This is a genomic window from Sciscionella sediminilitoris (assembly GCF_000737195.2).
In the GTDB taxonomy this organism is placed as follows: domain Bacteria; phylum Actinomycetota; class Actinomycetes; order Mycobacteriales; family Pseudonocardiaceae; genus Sciscionella; species Sciscionella sediminilitoris.
The window spans coordinates 1-15,203 of sequence record NZ_JALM01000004.1 but is presented as its reverse complement, the minus strand read 5'-3'; the positions used below and the strand labels follow the sequence as shown (position 1 = coordinate 15,203).

General features: G+C 68.5%; 13 protein-coding genes. 9 read left to right on the top strand and 4 right to left on the bottom strand.

What is annotated here, in order from left to right:
• The first annotated feature begins 78 nt into the window (after positions 1 to 78).
• Positions 79 to 1,377: an MFS transporter gene (locus AD72_RS01420; protein ID WP_031464499.1), complete on the top strand. Its 1,299-nt coding sequence runs from the start codon at positions 79 to 81 to the stop codon at positions 1,375 to 1,377.
• Between the two features lie 3 nt (positions 1,378 to 1,380).
• Here AD72_RS01420 and AD72_RS01415 read toward each other — a convergent pair whose 3' ends face one another.
• Entirely contained in the window at positions 1,381 to 2,142 is a 762-nt protein-coding gene (locus AD72_RS01415) for an alpha/beta fold hydrolase (RefSeq protein WP_031464498.1), read from the bottom strand.
• Positions 2,143 to 2,229: 87 nt separating this feature from the next.
• Between AD72_RS01415 and AD72_RS01410 the strand changes: the two genes are divergently transcribed.
• Both AD72_RS01410 and rlmN read left to right on the top strand, forming a co-directional pair.
• The gene (locus AD72_RS01410) at positions 2,230 to 3,129 is read left to right on the top strand and encodes a LysR family transcriptional regulator (protein WP_031464497.1); all 900 of its coding nucleotides are present in this window, start codon (positions 2,230 to 2,232) and stop codon (positions 3,127 to 3,129) included.
• Positions 3,130 to 3,177: 48 nt separating this feature from the next.
• Complete coding sequence (gene rlmN, locus AD72_RS01405; protein WP_231644706.1) at positions 3,178 to 4,242, top strand: dual-specificity RNA methyltransferase RlmN; 1,065 nt, start codon at positions 3,178 to 3,180, stop codon at positions 4,240 to 4,242.
• Between the two features lie 47 nt (positions 4,243 to 4,289).
• Here rlmN and AD72_RS01400 read toward each other — a convergent pair whose 3' ends face one another.
• The 3 genes from AD72_RS01400 to AD72_RS01390 are packed head-to-tail and all read right to left on the bottom strand — an operon-like array spanning position 4,290 to position 5,813.
• Positions 4,290 to 4,898 (bottom strand): DedA family protein, encoded by a 609-nt coding sequence (locus AD72_RS01400; protein WP_031464495.1) that lies wholly within the window; start codon positions 4,896 to 4,898, stop codon positions 4,290 to 4,292.
• 58 nt (positions 4,899 to 4,956) lie between these two features.
• Positions 4,957 to 5,553: an NUDIX hydrolase gene (locus tag AD72_RS01395; protein ID WP_031464494.1), complete on the bottom strand. Its 597-nt coding sequence runs from the start codon at positions 5,551 to 5,553 to the stop codon at positions 4,957 to 4,959.
• Complete coding sequence (locus AD72_RS01390; RefSeq protein ID WP_055731186.1) at positions 5,550 to 5,813, bottom strand: DUF2631 domain-containing protein; 264 nt, start codon at positions 5,811 to 5,813, stop codon at positions 5,550 to 5,552. Before AD72_RS01390 ends, AD72_RS01395 begins: the two co-directional genes overlap by 4 nt.
• A gap of 184 nt (positions 5,814 to 5,997) precedes the next feature.
• On the opposite strand from AD72_RS01390, the gene AD72_RS01385 reads away from it, so the two are divergent.
• The 6 genes from AD72_RS01385 to AD72_RS35345 all read left to right on the top strand — a co-directional run bounded on the left by AD72_RS01385 (position 5,998) and on the right by AD72_RS35345 (position 14,927).
• Positions 5,998 to 8,361 (top strand): immune inhibitor A domain-containing protein, encoded by a 2,364-nt coding sequence (locus AD72_RS01385; protein ID WP_031464492.1) that lies wholly within the window; start codon positions 5,998 to 6,000, stop codon positions 8,359 to 8,361.
• Between the two features lie 85 nt (positions 8,362 to 8,446).
• Positions 8,447 to 10,612, top strand: coding sequence for a glycoside hydrolase family 31 protein (locus AD72_RS01380; protein ID WP_031464491.1), 2,166 nt, complete (start codon positions 8,447 to 8,449; stop codon positions 10,610 to 10,612).
• A gap of 95 nt (positions 10,613 to 10,707) precedes the next feature.
• A complete protein-coding gene (gene dxr, locus AD72_RS01375; RefSeq protein WP_031464490.1) occupies positions 10,708 to 11,910 on the top strand; it encodes a 1-deoxy-D-xylulose-5-phosphate reductoisomerase in 1,203 nt (400 codons plus the stop codon).
• Between the two features lie 20 nt (positions 11,911 to 11,930).
• Entirely contained in the window at positions 11,931 to 13,166 is a 1,236-nt protein-coding gene (locus tag AD72_RS01370; RefSeq protein WP_031464489.1) for a M50 family metallopeptidase, read from the top strand.
• Positions 13,167 to 13,284: 118 nt separating this feature from the next.
• Positions 13,285 to 14,409, top strand: a complete 1,125-nt coding sequence (gene ispG, locus AD72_RS01365) for a flavodoxin-dependent (E)-4-hydroxy-3-methylbut-2-enyl-diphosphate synthase (RefSeq protein WP_082468719.1) — start codon at positions 13,285 to 13,287, stop codon at positions 14,407 to 14,409.
• 218 nt (positions 14,410 to 14,627) lie between these two features.
• A complete protein-coding gene (locus tag AD72_RS35345; protein ID WP_051897702.1) occupies positions 14,628 to 14,927 on the top strand; it encodes a Uma2 family endonuclease in 300 nt (99 codons plus the stop codon).
• Positions 14,928 to 15,203: the final 276 nt, after the last annotated feature.

The window sequence follows — 15,203 nt, the reverse complement described above, 5'->3', positions numbered from 1 at the left end:
CACGCGACGATAACCGAATCGCGCCCGATGTCTGGGATCGCTACACGGCCGGTGCCCCGGTGCGGTTACGGTTGCGCCGTGATCGACACCGATACCGCGCGCACCGGCGCAGTTCGCGGCAGGTTCAGGGCCGTATTCGGCGCGGGCGCGGGAAACGCCCTCGAGTGGTACGACTGGAACGTCTACGCGGTCTTCACCACCTATTTCGCCCCGCAGTTCTTCAACAGCGCCGACCGGGTCTCCGCGCTGCTGTCCACGCTCGCCGTGTTCGCGGTCGGCTTCGTGGCGCGCCCCTTCGGCGGTTTCCTGTTCGGGCTGCTCTCCGACCGGCGGGGGCGCAAATTCGCGATGACCCTGTCCATCGGGCTCGCCGCGCTGGGCAGCCTGGTGATCGGGTTCGCGCCGAGCTACGCCAGGGTGGGCGCGCTCGCCTCGGTGATCCTGTTGCTCGCCCGGCTGATCCAGGGCCTCGCGCACGGCGGTGAGCTGCCGTCCGCGCAGACCTACGTCGCCGAGTACGCCCCCGCGCAGCGCCGCGGCCTGTGGTCGAGCCTGATCTACGTGTCCGGAACACTGGGCAATCTGCTCGGCACGGTGCTCGCCGCCATCCTCGCGGCCACCCTCAGCGATACCCAGATGGGCGAGTTCGGCTGGCGGATCCCGTTCCTGCTCGGCGGGGTGTTCGGGCTCTACGTGCTGTTCATGCGGTTGCGCATGACCGAGACCGCCACCTTCACCTCCGACGTGGGCAGCACCAAACCGCGGATGTGGCCGCTGCTGGTGGCCAACCGGGCGGCCGTGGTGAAGGTCATCGGGCTGACCGCCGGGTTCACCGTCGTCTACTACGTCTGGTCGGTGTCCCAGACCGCGCACGCGATCTCCGCGCGCGGTGTCGACGAGCGCTCCGCCTTCTGGGCAGGGGTGGTCGGCAACGGCGTCTTCGTGCTCACCCTTCCGTTGTGGGGCAAGCTTTCCGACCGCGTCGGGCGGAAACCGATGCTGCTCACCGGACTGCTCGCCACGGCGGCGCTCGTGTTCCCGCTCGACGCCATCATCGGGCACAGCGCCGTGCTGCTCGGCGTCTCGATGTCCCTTGCCATGCTGCTGATCGGGATGTATGCCTCGATCCTGCCTGCCGTCTACGCGGAGCTTTTCCCGACGAAGGTGCGCACCGTCGCGGTCGGCATCCCGTACTCGATCACCGTGGCCGCGTTCGGCGGAACCGCCCCGTATCTGCAGGAGCTGATCGGCACCAAGCTCGATCCCGCCTGGTTCACGGGATACACGGTGCTGTTGCTGCTCATCTCGGCGGCCGTAGTGCTGCGCCTCCCGGAGACGCGGGGAGCGCGGCTGGACGAATCCGGTTCCGGCAGCTGATCCTCAGTCTTCGAGCAGTGCGCGCAGGGTTGCGTTGAACTCGGCGGGCCGTTCCAGCTGCGGCATGTGGCCCGCCTGTTCGATCACCCGCAGCCGTGCCCCGGGGGTCAGCGCCGCGCAGTGTTCGGCGACGGCGAGCGGGATCTGCGGATCGAGCGCGCCGTGCACATAGCTGACCGGTACCGCGAGCCCGGGAAGAGCGGGACGCGGGTCGTAACCGGCGAGCCAGTCGAAGTGCGCGTCGATGAACACTCCGGACTCCAGGATCATCCGCTCCGTGGCCCCGATCAGGGCGGGCGCGGTGCCCGGCGCGTACCAGCCGGGCACCCATTCGGCGAGGGTGGCGGCACGCGCGGTGGCCAGGCGCTGCCGCAGCTCGCCGAGGTCGCCCTCGGCACCCCAGTAAGCGGGTCCGTCCACTGCGACGAGCTGGGTCACGCGTTCGGGATGGCGCAGTGCGAACTCGGTCGAGAAGGCCGCACCGATCGAGGAGCCGATCAGTGCCGCGGCCCGGATCCCGAGTGCGTCGAACACGGCGAGCAGATCCGCGCACACCTGCTCGTGATCGTTGCCCTGTGCCGGCTGGTCCGAGCGCCCGCAGCCGCGCCAGTCGAGGGTGAGCACCCGGTGATCGCGGACGAACTCCGGCAGCTGGGCGTCCCACACCCGCCCGCTCGTTCCCCAGCCGTGCAGGAACAGGAGCGGCTCGCCCGTTCCGTTCTCGGTGTAGTGCAGCGCGATGCCGTCGATATCCAGGAAAGCCATACCCCGAGCACACCCGAGCGCGAGCCGGCGAACAACGAGCGGATCACGCCTATACTGATCACGATCGATGATCAATCGAAGGGTGGCATGGAGACGCGGCAGCTGCAGTACTTCCTCGTCGTCGCCGAGGAACTGCACTTCGGGCGCGCGGCGCAGCGGCTGCACATCGTGCAGTCCGCGGTGAGCCAGCAGGTGCGCAGGCTGGAACGCGAGCTCGGGGTCACCCTCTTCGACCGCACGACGCGGACGGTGCGGCTGACCAAGGCGGGGGATCGGCTGGTGCCGCACGCCACCGCGGTGCTCGAGGCGCAGCGGCGGGCGCGGGAGGCTATGGCACAGCTGGGCGCCCCGCGGCCGCTTCCGGTCCGGCTCGGGACCAGCCAGGGGCTCGCTGAACGGCTGGACGTCGTGCTGCCCGCGTTCGCCGAGCGGACCGAGGCCCGGCTCGAACTGGTCGATCTGGGGACCGAGGAGCGGCTGCGCGCGGTACGGGAGGGCGAGCTCGACGCGGCGCTGGTGCGCGGCCGTCGCACGCTCGCCGGGCTGCGGCTGTTCCCGGTGTGGCGCGATGAGCTGCTGGTCGCCCTTCCCGCGGCGCACCCGCTCGCCGGTGCCGAGACGGTCGAGTTCGCCGCGCTGGCCGAACTGCCGTTGCGGATCGCGGAGCACGGGCGCAACCCGGCGCTCTACGAGCTCGTGCTCGACTGCTGCCGGACCGCCGGGTTCGAGCCCCGGCTCGGGCGCGCGTTCACCACCGCCCAGGACACCCTCGCCGATATCGGGTTCGGCGGCCCGGCGTGGACGGTGTTCTATGCCGCGCACGCCAAGCAGATCGCGGCCGCCGGTGTGGTGTTCCGGCCGCTGCGTGCGCCGCGGCCGCGGATGCCGACCGCACTCGCCGTGCAGGCCGGTGCCGGGCGCCCCGAGCTCAGTGCCCTCGTCGAGGCCTGTCGGCTCGCCGCCGGTCCGGACGGTATGGGAGACTAGTACCTCGTGTCCGCCCTACCTCTCGTGTTCGAAGCGCCGCGCCGTGGCATGCCCAAGCGCCACCTTGCCGATCTGTCGCTGCCGGAACGGGTGGACGCCGTGCGGGAACTCGGTGAGCAGCCGTTCCGCGCCAAGCAGCTCTCGCACCACTACTTCTCCCGGTTGTCCGCCGATCCGGAAGCGATGACCGACCTGCCAGCCGCGAGCAGGGAGCGACTGGCCGGGGAGCTGTTCCCGCCGCTGCTGGACACCGTGCGGCACATCGAGTGTGACAACGGGACCACCCGCAAGACGTTGTGGCGCGCACACGACGGCACGCTGATCGAAAGCGTGCTGATGCGCTACCCGGACCGCACGACCGTCTGCGTTTCCTCCCAGGCCGGTTGCGGGATGGCCTGCCCGTTCTGCGCGACAGGCCAGGGCGGGCTGCAGCGCAACCTGTCCACCGCGGAGATCGTCGAGCAGGTGCGCCTGGCCGCGGCCGCCATGCGGGACGGGGCGCTGCCCGGCGGACCGGGCCGGTTGTCCAACATCGTGTTCATGGGCATGGGGGAGCCGCTGGCCAACTACAAGCGGGTGCTCGACGCCGTGCACCGGATCACCGATCCCGCCCCGGACGGGCTCGGTATCTCGCAGCGCTCGGTCACCGTGTCCACCGTCGGTCTCGCCCCCGCGATCCGCAAACTCACCGCCGAGGGGCTGCAGGTGCGCCTCGCGGTCTCACTGCACACCCCGGACGACGAACTGCGCGACACCCTGGTTCCGGTGAACAACCGCTGGCCGGTCGCCGAGGTACTCGAGGCCGCGCGCGGCTACGCCGAGTCGACCGGGCGGCGGGTCTCCATCGAGTACGCCCTGATCCGGGACATGAACGACCAGCCGTGGCGCGCCGATCTGCTGGGTTCCCTGCTGCGCAAGCATCTCGGCCAGCTGGCGCACGTGAACGTCATCCCGCTGAACCCGACGCCCGGATCCAAGTGGGACGCCTCGCCGAAGCCCGTCGAGCAGGAGTTCGTGCGCCGGGTCAACGAGGCCGGGGTCGCCTGCACGGTGCGGGACACCAGGGGCCAGGAGATCGCCGCCGCCTGCGGTCAGCTCGCCGCGGAGGAGTGAACGCGGCGGGGGAATGAACGCGGCGGAGGAGTGAGCGCGGCGGCGCTCTAGCGTGCCGACCTGCGCCGGTAGACCACGATGACGATGAGCAGGAGCACGACCAGGCACGCCGCGGCGATGGCGACGCCGGTTCCGGCCTTGGCCAGCAGAACGTCGAGCGAGGCCGCGGCGAAATAGCCGACGCAGATCTCCGCGGACGCCCAGATCGCCGCCGCGACCACGCTGAACACGGCGATCCGCCGGTAACGGAGTCCGGTGGCGCCCGCCAGATAGGGCGTAACGGTGCGCACCACCGGAATGAACCGGCCGAAGAATACGGCGGCGCCACCGTAGGAATCCATCAGCACGGTGGCGCGCCGCCAGGCCGCCGCGGGGATGCGGCGGCCGAGTCTGCTGGTGTGCAGCCGGGGCCCCAGGGCGGCACCGGTCAGCCGTGCGAGGCAATCACCGCACACCGCGCACGAGGTGGCCAGGACGATCACCACCGGGAGCAGGAGGACCCCGCGATCGGCCAGTGCGCCCGCGGTCAGCAGCAGCGCGAGCGTCGGCGCGAACGTGCCGAGCAGGAGCACCGACTCGACGAGGACCACGGCGGCGATACAGCCGTAGATCGAGATCGGCGGCAACTCGGCGATCGCCGACACCACTCCGTTCATGCCCCAGGTTCCTCCGAGGTTCTCGGGCGCGGTGGCGGGCGCTCCGGACGGGCGATTCCTACTTCCAGGCGAAGACGGGCTGCTCGTAGTCGGCGACCGCGATCCGGCGCCCGTGCAGGGCGAGTTCGCGGAACTGGTAGAGGATCGCGGCGGTCGGGGCGTGGATGAGCGTGCCGAGCAGCGGGAGCTGGATGACCGGGCGCTCGGATTCCGGGATGCGCAGGAACCGCGGTGTCACGTCGAGTTCCGGCAAGGTCGGCGCGAACAGCTCGGCGACCTCGCCGGGGTTGGGCGCGGTGACGGGGTTCTGTCCGGCGTCGACGACGAACGGAGTGATCACGTAGCCGGACCGGGTGGCGTAGTCGTCGAGGCGGGCGAGATAGGACTCCCGGCCCAGTGCGACACCGAGCTCCTCGTGCAGTTCGCGCCGTGCGGCGGTGAAGGCGTCCTCGCCGGGATCGAGCCTGCCTCCGGGGAAAGCGAACTGGCTCGCGTGCTGGCGAAGGCCCGCCGAGCGCAGGGTCAGCCAGACCCGTGGCTGCCCGTCGGCCTCGCTGTGCAGCGCCAGGGTGACCGCGGCGCGTCGGCGGTCACCGTCCTCGATCCGTGCCGGTTCGAAGGAGCGGAGCCGATCGCGCAGCTCCGCGCCGATCACCTGCGCCAGGAAGTGCGCCTGCGCACCGCCGCGGCGACGGAACCGCCGATGAGCAGCGCGGCACAGCCGAACAGGAAGAAGTCCTCGACGTGCCCCTGCTGGTTGCCGAACAGTGCCATGAGGATGCAGAGAATCGCCGCGACCCAGGTCAAGACCTGGGTGACGCGCGGAAAGGTCCCGTGCCATCCCCAGCGGGCTGACGGCTCGTCATTGGGGCTGACCTGGGTGAAGGGAGACTCCGTAAGCTCCTTCGACTCCACCGCTGACCTCCTAGCGTGTTCCCGGCTTGATCACCCCCATTTTCGCACAACGTGGCGAAGGTGTGCCGCCGTGGGTAACGATTCGGCGTAAGAGCACTCCGTTCGTTTCCTTCTCGTTTGCCCTTTTCGTAAGGTTCATCCGATTGGGGTTTGACAGGGATCACCGTGGATTCTGGGAGGACGTATGCGTCGAAGACTGTTCGCTGTCCTCGGGGCAGTGCTGCTGACCATGCCGCTCGCGGAGACCGCCACGGCCGCACCGGACACCGGGACGACGGGTACGCGGGTGCTCGCCGCGCATGACGATCGTCCGGGCGCCGCGGAGCAGAAGCGCAGACAGTTGCGTTCGGCGGCGCTGGCGAAGGTGCTCAACGGGCAGGCGAAGGCCGAGAAGCGCGGCGCGAGCACGGTGGTCGAGCTCGGTAAGAAGCCGAAGCGGCTCGGCGCGCGGGGGCCCGGTTCCGGACGGCTGGACCAGTACGTGGAGCTGGGCAGGGAGAAGACGGACAAGATCTTCGTGGTCCTGGCGGAGTTCGGTGACCAGCGGCTTCCGGACTACCCTGATCAGGACACCGACCCGGAAACCGAGGGCCCGAAGCGATTCGACGGGCCACGGCACAACGAGATCCCGGAGCCGGACCGGGCCGTGGACAATACGACCATCTGGCAGCGGGACTATTCGCGGCAGCATTTCCAGGATCTGTATTTCTCGCGCGATCCGGGTGCGAATTCGGTCGCCAATTACTACGACCGGCAGTCTTCGGGGCGGTATTCGGTCGACGGGAAGGTCACCGACTGGGTGCGGGTGAAGTACAACGAGGCGCGATACGGCCGCAGCAACGGGTTCCCGTGTGCGGACAACACCTGCAACAACTCGATGGAGCTGATCAAGGACGCGGTGAACCAGTGGGTCGCCGATCAGCGGGCCTCCGGGAAATCGACCGAGCAGATTCGTGCCGAGCTCGCGGAGTTCGATCAGTGGGATCGCAACGACTACGACGGCGACGGTGATTTCAATGAGCCGGACGGCTACATCGACCATTTCCAGATCGTGCACGCCGGGGGAGACCAGGCCAACGCCGATCCCATCCAGGGTGAGGACGCGATCTGGAGCCACCGCGCCTACGCCTTCATGAACTACCAGTCCGGACCGGTGCGGAATCCGCGTGGCGGTGCGCAGATCGGGGACACCGGCCTGTGGGTGGGGGACTACACGATGCAGCCGGAGAACGGCGGGGTGTCGGTGTTCGCCCACGAATACGGGCACGATCTCGGCCTGCCCGATGAATACGATTCCGCGGGCGGCACCAACAACGTCAACTGGTGGACGCTCATGGCGCAGAACCGGGTGAACGGGAAAGGTGAACCGATCGGGTACCGCCCGAACGACCTCGGAGCCTGGGACAAGTTGCAACTCGGCTGGCTCGACTACGAGGTGGTGCCTCCCGGGGTGTCGCGCACCCTCGAACTGGGACCGCACGAATACAATTCCGCCAAGGCACAGGGCCTCGTGGTGCCGCTCCCGAAGATCCAGAAGACCTTCGACTACGGGCCACCCGCGAACGGCGCGAAGATGTGGTGGAGTGGTTCGGCTGACAATCTCGACAATTCCATGGCACGCGAACTCGACCTCACCGGTACAAAGCAGGCGAAGCTTGACATGAAAGTGCGCTACGAAATCGAGGAAGGTTTCGATTTCGCGTATGTCGAGGCCAGTACGGACGGAACGCACTGGACGCAGTTGAACGGCACCGTGAACGGGAAACCGTTCGGCCGCGATTCCGGGAACGCCCCCGCGATCACCGGAACGACCGGAAAACAATGGCTGGACGCCAGCGTGCCGCTCGATCGGTTCGCGGGAAAGAAGATCCAGCTCCGGTTCGCTTTCCGCTCCGATCACGGCGGCAATCTCGGTGGCCTGTTCGCCGATGACATCGGCATCAACGCGGACGGTCGGCCGGTGTTCACCGATGGCGCCGAGAACGGGGCGAACGGCTGGACGCTCGACGGATTCGCGGATGTCACCCAGCGGGTGACGAAGGCTTTCGACAATTTCTACATCGCCTCGAACCGGACCTACGAATCCTATGACCGGTACATGAGGACCGGTCCGTACTTCCGGTCGAATCCGGCGAACCGCAACTGGGTCGAGCATTTCCCATACCAGACCGGGCTGCTCGTCTCGTACTGGAACGATGCCTTTACGGACAACAACACCGGCAGCCATCCGGGAGAGGGACAGATCCTCCCGGTGGACGCGCACCCGAAGCCGATCTACGACCTCGACGGGAAACCGTGGCCGACCACGGTTTCCGGGTACGACGTGCCGTTCTCCCGGAACAAGGCCGATTCCTTCACCCTGCACCCGAACGGCAGAGCGAGTTACATCCGCGGGCAGAACGGGAACCCGGTCTTCGACGACACCGCCTCGTACTTCTCTCCGGAACAACCGAACGCGGGAGTGAAGCTGCCCGCCGTGGGCGTGGGCATCCGGGTGCTCGAGCAGCGCGGCACCTCGATGAAGGTGCGGGTGTCCGGCACGAAGTAACCCCGATACCCGACGAACGGACCGTGACAGCGCGGGCGCGATAGGCCATCATCTTCTGCATAAAGGTGCGTGGAAGGTGGTCTGAATGAGCAGGTTTACGCGAACGGCGGTCGCGCTGGCCGCGGTGGGGGCACTGTTCACCGGGCCGGTGGCACACGCCGTGGCGCCGCCGAAGTCCGGTTCGCTCGGTGCGCTGAGCGGGGCGAGCGTCCATGGCGGCACGGTGACCCTGCGCTCCGGCGACGCGGCCGTCCGGGTGAGCTTCCCGATGCCCGGCGCGGTGCGGATCTGGCTCGCCCCGGACGGGAAGTTCACCGACCCGGCCGGGCGGACGATCGTGCGCGGCCAACCGGCGGACATCCGTCCGCGGCAGCTGGATCGCGGATCGTATCTCGCCTTCGCCACGGGGAAGCTGACCCTGCGGGTGTACAAGGATCCGCTGCGGTTCGCGCTGTACGACGCCGCGGACGAGCGCCGGATCTGGGCCGAGCGCAGCCCGCTGTCCTGGTCCGGGGACACCACGACGCAGACCCTGGAGCGCGGCCGGGCCGAGCAGTTCTACGGGGCGGGCGAGCAGAACGGCAGTTTCTCGCACCGGGACAAGACGGTGCGGGTGTTCAACGACGACAACTGGGACGAGGGCGGTGCGCCGAACTCGCAGCCCTTCTACGGCTCGACGGCCGGATACGGCGTGCTGCGCAACACCTTCGCCGAAGGCAGTTACGCGTTCACCGATCCGGTGCGCACCAGCGAGAAGGAACGCCGGTTCGACGCGATCTACGTGGTCGGCGACCAGCCGAAGGAGGTGATCGGGCGCTACACCGACCTGGTCGGCAAACCGTTCCTGCCTCCGGTGTACGGGCTCGAACTCGGCGACTCGGACTGCTATCTGCACAACGCCAACCGCGGCGAGCGGCACACCATGGACGCGCTGAAGGTCGCGGACGGATACCGGCGCAACCAGATGCCCAACGGCTGGATGCTCGTCAACGACGGCTACGGCTGCGGTTACGAGAACCTGGACAAGGTGGGCAAGGGGCTGCGCGAGCGGAACATGCAGCTCGGGTTGTGGACCGAGGACGGGTTGCCGAATCAGGACAAGGAGACCAAGGCCGGGGTTCGGGTCCGCAAGCTCGACGTCAAATGGGTCGGACCAGGGTACAAAATGGCACTGGACGCCTGCGATACGGCGAAATCGGGTATCGAGCAGAACTCCGATGCCCGCGGCTTCGTATGGCAACCGGTCAGCTGGGCGGGCGCGCAGCGGTGCGCGGTGCTCTGGAGCGGGGACCAGAAGGGCGGCTGGGACTACATCCGGTGGCAGATCCCCGCCTACGCGGGCTCCACGATGTCCGGCATCGCCTACAACACCGGGGACATCGACGGGATCTACGACGGTGCGGGCCCGAAGAGCTACGTGCGCGATCTGCAGTGGAAGATGATGCTGCCGGTGTCCATGACCATGGACGGCTGGGCCAAACAGGACAAGCAGCCCTGGCGCCAGGGCGAGCCCTACACCTCGATCAACCGCAAGTATCTCGATCTGCACGAGCGGCTGATCCCGTACATGTACAGCTATTCGGCCGCCGCGCACCGGAGCGGGGTCGGCCAGGTGCGTCCGCTCGCGCTCGAGTACCCGGACGATCCGAAGGCGTGGAGCGAGGCGGCCCGCTACGAATTCCTCTCCGGAAAGGACTTCCTCGTCGCCCCGGTCTATCGGGACACCGACACCCGCGACGGCATCTATCTGCCGAAGGGCACCTGGACCGATTACTGGACCGGGAAGAAGTACCGCGGCCCGACGGTCGTGAACGGCTACCACGCCCCGTTGGACAGGTTGCCGATGTTCGTGCGGGACGGCGCGATCGTGCCGATGTGGCCCGAGGGCACCACCAGCTGGCAGACCAGGGACAAGGCGAACCTGGACGTGGACGTCTACCCGAAGGCCGGGCACCAGGAGTTCCGGCTCACCGAGGACGACGGGGTGACCCGCTCCACGGCGCAGACCACCCAGCGGCTGAGCAGCACCACCCGGGGGAACCGGACCGTGCTCGGAATCGGCCGTGTCGAAGGCGGGTACGCCGGGCAGGCACCGGGGCGCGCCTACCGGTTCAGCGTGCACACCGGGCACCGGCCGAAAGCGGTCCATGGCGCGGTGGACTGGACCTACGATGCGCAGGCCGGTGTGCTGCACGTGCGGACCGCGGTGATCGGGAAGGGTGCGAGTGACACGGTGACCGTCGAAGGCTGAGGTGTTCCGGGGCCGGGAACATCCGTGCCCGCCATCCGTGTGAAGCCCGGTGACCGGGACGGGCATGGCGGCACGGGTAGGAGAGAATACCGGCCATGGATCCCCGTAGCGTCGTACTACTCGGTTCGACCGGCTCGATCGGCACCCAGGTGCTCGAGGTGGTCGCGGCCAATCCGGACCGGTTCCGCGTTCTCGGTCTCTCCGCGGGCGGGGCGAATCCGGCGTTGCTCGCCGAGCAGGTCCTGGCCACCGGAGCGCAGGTGGTCGCCATCGGCAAACCGACCGCGGCCGAGGACCTGACGCTCGCCCTGTACGCGGCCGCCGAGCGGGCGGGCTACGCGCGCGGGGAGTTCGCGATGCCGCGGATCCTGGTCGGCGCACAGGCCCCGGTGGAGCTCATCGAGCAGGTGCCCGCCGACGTGATCGTCAACGGGATCACCGGTTCGGTCGGGCTCGCCCCTACCATGGCCGCGCTCGCCACCGGCTCCCGGCTGGCGCTCGCGAACAAGGAATCCCTGGTCGCGGGCGGTCCGCTGGTCACGGGGGCGGCCAAACCCGGCCAGATCGTGCCGGTCGACTCCGAGCACTCGGCGCTGACCCAGTGCCTGCGCTCCGGGGCCCGCGAAGAGGTGGCCAAACTGGTGGTCACCGCATCGGGTGGACCCTTCCGCGGCCGCACCCGGGAGCAGATGCGGGATGTCACGGTCGAGCAGGCGCTCGCGCATCCGACCTGGAACATGGGCAAGGTGATCACGATCAACTCGGCGACCCTGGTGAACAAGGGGCTCGAGGTGATCGAGGCGCATCTGCTCTACGACATTCCCTACGAGCGCATCGACGTGGTGGTGCACCCGCAGTCGATCGTGCACTCGATGGTGACCTTCACCGACGGCGCCACGATCGCCCAGGCCAGCCCGCCGGACATGCGGCTGCCCATCGCACTCGCCCTCGGCTGGCCGCAGCGGGTGCCCGATGCGGCGCCGAGCTGCGATTTCCGCACGGCGTCGAGCTGGGAGTTCGAACCGCTCGATGAGCAGGCCTTTCCCGCGGTGCCGCTGGCGAAGGCGGCGGGGGAGGCCGGGGGCTGTGTACCCGCCGTGTTCAACGCGGCCAACGAGCGGGCGCTCGAGGGCTTCGTGACGGGCTACGCTGCTTTCACCGACATCGTGGACACTGTTACCAGGGTGGTCGAGGACGCGGACCAGTGGCGTGGAGCGCCCTCGAACGTGGAGGAGGTACTCGCCGCGGAAGACTGGGCACGTGTTCGGTGCGGGCAGTACCTGGCTCGCAGTAACTGAACGGGGAAGGAACCAACCAGGTGCTCGCATTCATCGGTGGCATAGTGCTCTTCGCGCTGTGCATCGGGCTCTCGGTCGCGCTGCACGAGGCCGGGCACATGTTCACCGCCAAGGCCTTCGGTATGCGGGTGCGCCGCTACTTCATCGGCTTCGGGCCGAAGCTGTGGTCCTTCCGGCGCGGCGAGACCGAGTACGGGCTCAAGGCGATCCCGGCGGGCGGGTTCTGCGATATCGCCGGGATGACCGCGCTGGACGAGGTCACCGAGGAGGAGAAGCCGCGGGCGATGTGGCGCTTCGCGGTGTGGAAGCGCGTCGTGGTGATGATCGCCGGAGTGGTCACCCAGTTCGTCCTTGGCTTCCTCGTCGTGTACCTGATGGCGGTCACCACGGGCGTGCCGAACGTGCTCGACAAGCCCTACATCGGCAAGGTCGCCGACTGTGCCCAGACGGCGAAGTTCGCCGGGCACAAGGACGGCAAGCAGCAGTGGAAGTACCTGCCCTGCGCGCCCGGCGCCCCGGCCCCGGCGAAGCAGGCGGGACTGCGGGAGGGCGACCGCATCGTCTCGGTGGCCGGAAAGCCCACGAAGACCTGGTCGCAGGCGGTGCTCACGATCCAGGCGCAGCGCGGCTCCACCCCGATCGTCGTGGACCGGGACGGCAGGACGCTGACCCTGCGGATGGACGTCGCCGAGGTCACCGGTGTCAAGCAGAGCGCGAACCCGAAGCAGGCGCCCTCGATCGGTGAGATCGGCGCGATCGGGGCGGGCGCGGAGAGCACCTTCACCTACAACCCGGTCACCGCCTTCGCCGGTGCCGGGGAGTTCACCGGCGTGATGTTCGCCAATGTCTGGGAGGGCATCAAGCGGCTGCCGGAGAAGGTGCCCGCGCTGATCAGCGCCATCGGCGGCGGTGACAGGGGAGCGGACACGCCGATCTCGGTCGTGGGTGCCTCGATCATCGGCGGCGACGCGGTCGAACAGGGCAGCTGGGTGCTGTTCCTCTACCTGCTCGCGGCGCTGAACTTCTTCATGGGCGCGATGAACCTGCTCCCGCTGCTCCCGCTGGACGGCGGGCACGTGGCGATCGCGGTCTACGAACGGATCCGGAACTGGCTGCGCAAGCTGCGTGGGCTCGCGCCCGGCGGCCCGGTGGACTACACGAAGCTGTCCGGGGTGACCATGGTCGTCGTCCTGATCGGCGGTGCTTTCATGCTGCTCACCATCACGGCGGACATCGTTAACCCGATCAGGTTCTAATAGGCCTCGTGCGGAGCGGCGAGGCACACATCGCCCGCCCGCCGTGCATCGGTGTCCCTGGGGGACAATGGTGACAGAGCCGTTGGATACAGGAGGAGCAGTGGACGTCAACCTGGGTATGCCGGCACTTCCCGCGCCGACGCTGGCAGAGCGGCGCAAGACACGGCAGTTGCACGTCGGCAAGGTCGGTGTGGGCAGCGACTCGCCGATCTCGGTGCAGTCGATGACGACCACGGTCACCGCGGATGTGAACGCGACACTGCAGCAGATCGCCGAGCTGACCGCCTCCGGCTGCGACATCGTGCGGGTGGCCTGCCCCTCCGCGGACGACGCCGAGGCGCTCCCGGCGATCGCCGCGAAATCGCAGATCCCGGTCATCGCCGACATCCACTTCCAGCCGAAGTACGTGTTCGCCGCGATCGAGGCGGGCTGCGCCGGAGTGCGGGTCAATCCCGGCAACATCCGCAAGTTCGACGACCAGGTCAAGGAGATCGCCCAGGCCGCGAAGGACCACGGCACGCCCATCCGGATCGGGGTCAACGCGGGCTCGCTGGACAAGCGGCTGATGGAGAAGCACGGCAAGGCCACTCCGGAGGCGCTGGCCGAGTCCGCGCTGTGGGAGGCCTCGCTGTTCGCCGAGCACGACTTCCACGACATCAAGATCTCGGTGAAGCACAACGATCCGGTGGTCATGGTGCGCGCCTACGAGTTGCTCGCCGAGCAGTGCGACTACCCGTTGCACCTGGGCGTCACCGAGGCCGGTCCGGCGTTCCAGGGCACCATCAAGTCCGCGGTCGCGTTCGGTGCGCTGCTGCGCCAGGGAATCGGGGACACCATCCGGGTCTCGCTGTCCGCGCCTCCGGTCGAGGAGGTCAAGGTCGGCACCCAGATCCTGCAGTCGCTGAACCTGCGCCCGCGCAAGCTGGAGATCGTGTCCTGCCCGTCCTGCGGGCGCGCCCAGGTCGACGTGTACAAGCTCGCCGACCAGGTGACCGCGGGCCTCGAGGGCATGGAGGTTCCGCTGCGGGTGGCCGTCATGGGCTGTGTGGTCAACGGTCCCGGTGAGGCACGCGAGGCGGATCTGGGTGTGGCCTCCGGTAACGGCAAGGGGCAGATCTTCGTGAAGGGCGAGGTCATCAAGACCGTTCCGGAGCACGCGATCGTGGAGACCCTGATCGAGGAAGCCATGCGGATCGCGGAGGCCAGCGAGGAGAGCGGGGAGCCGACAGTCTCGGTCGGCTGATGCGGTTTTCGCTGGTCAGCGGTATGCTCGCGGGCATGGCGGGCGGAACTGTCGGTGGTTCTCAGTATGGTGCGGGCACCAACACTGGAGGGACCGCGATGAGTGCTGCCGTTGCCGAGCTCGGTGCGTTGTACGACTGGGATGCGCTGCTAGGTCTGTGGCGTGGATTGGACGCGCCGGAAGGCTAGCGTGTGGAACTCTCGCCCGAGGGGGTTCACATGTCGCCGCCATCGGCCTTGCCGCACAACACCACGCTCGCCGAACTGACCAAGACATTGGTGGAAGTCACCGAACGGCCACGCCTGGTGTACCCACGGCTCGGCGTGGCGATTCCCACGCGAAGTTCGGTGTTCATCCGGGACCTGTGTGTCACGGACAGCGAACGGATCCGGGACGGCGGGGACCCGGTGGATGCATCGCTGCTCGCTCTGGTCGTGGAGGTGACCTCGCCGAGCAACGCCCGCCAGGACCGTTCGCTGAAACTGTGGGGATACGCGCACGGCCGGGTGCCGCTGTAGCTGCTCGTCGACCGCTTCGACTCCGGCGGCGCCTCGGTGATCCTGCACAGCGAGCCCTCCGATGGTGTCTACCGGCGAACCCTGCGGGTGCCGTTCGGTGAGCCGCTTCCGCTTCCGGAGCCGTTCGCGGTGGAGCTGGACACCAGCGGCTACTGATCCGCCTGATCCGCCGCGCACCAGTCCGCGCGCTCGAGCACGTAGTCCACGTCCCCGTGCTCGGCCCCGGGAATCGGGTCCGGGTAACGGCCGAACTCGGTGCGGGCGAGCCGGAATCCG

Bases quoted from the DNA above. Each gene is read 5' to 3' on its own strand.
- AD72_RS01400 (WP_031464495.1), bottom strand. From the start codon at position 4,898: ATGAACGGAGTGGTGTCGGCGATCGCCGAGTTGCCGCCGATCTCGATC.
- AD72_RS35345 (WP_051897702.1), top strand. From the start codon at position 14,628: ATGTCGCCGCCATCGGCCTTGCCGCACAACACCACGCTCGCCGAACTG.
- ispG (WP_082468719.1), top strand. From the start codon at position 13,285: ATGCCGGCACTTCCCGCGCCGACGCTGGCAGAGCGGCGCAAGACACGG.
- AD72_RS01415 (WP_031464498.1), bottom strand. From the start codon at position 2,142: ATGGCTTTCCTGGATATCGACGGCATCGCGCTGCACTACACCGAGAAC.
- AD72_RS01410 (WP_031464497.1), top strand. From the start codon at position 2,230: ATGGAGACGCGGCAGCTGCAGTACTTCCTCGTCGTCGCCGAGGAACTG.
- AD72_RS01385 (WP_031464492.1), top strand. From the start codon at position 5,998: ATGCGTCGAAGACTGTTCGCTGTCCTCGGGGCAGTGCTGCTGACCATG.
- AD72_RS01380 (WP_031464491.1), top strand. From the start codon at position 8,447: ATGAGCAGGTTTACGCGAACGGCGGTCGCGCTGGCCGCGGTGGGGGCA.
- dxr (WP_031464490.1), top strand. From the start codon at position 10,708: ATGGATCCCCGTAGCGTCGTACTACTCGGTTCGACCGGCTCGATCGGC.
- rlmN (WP_231644706.1), top strand. From the start codon at position 3,178: ATGCCCAAGCGCCACCTTGCCGATCTGTCGCTGCCGGAACGGGTGGAC.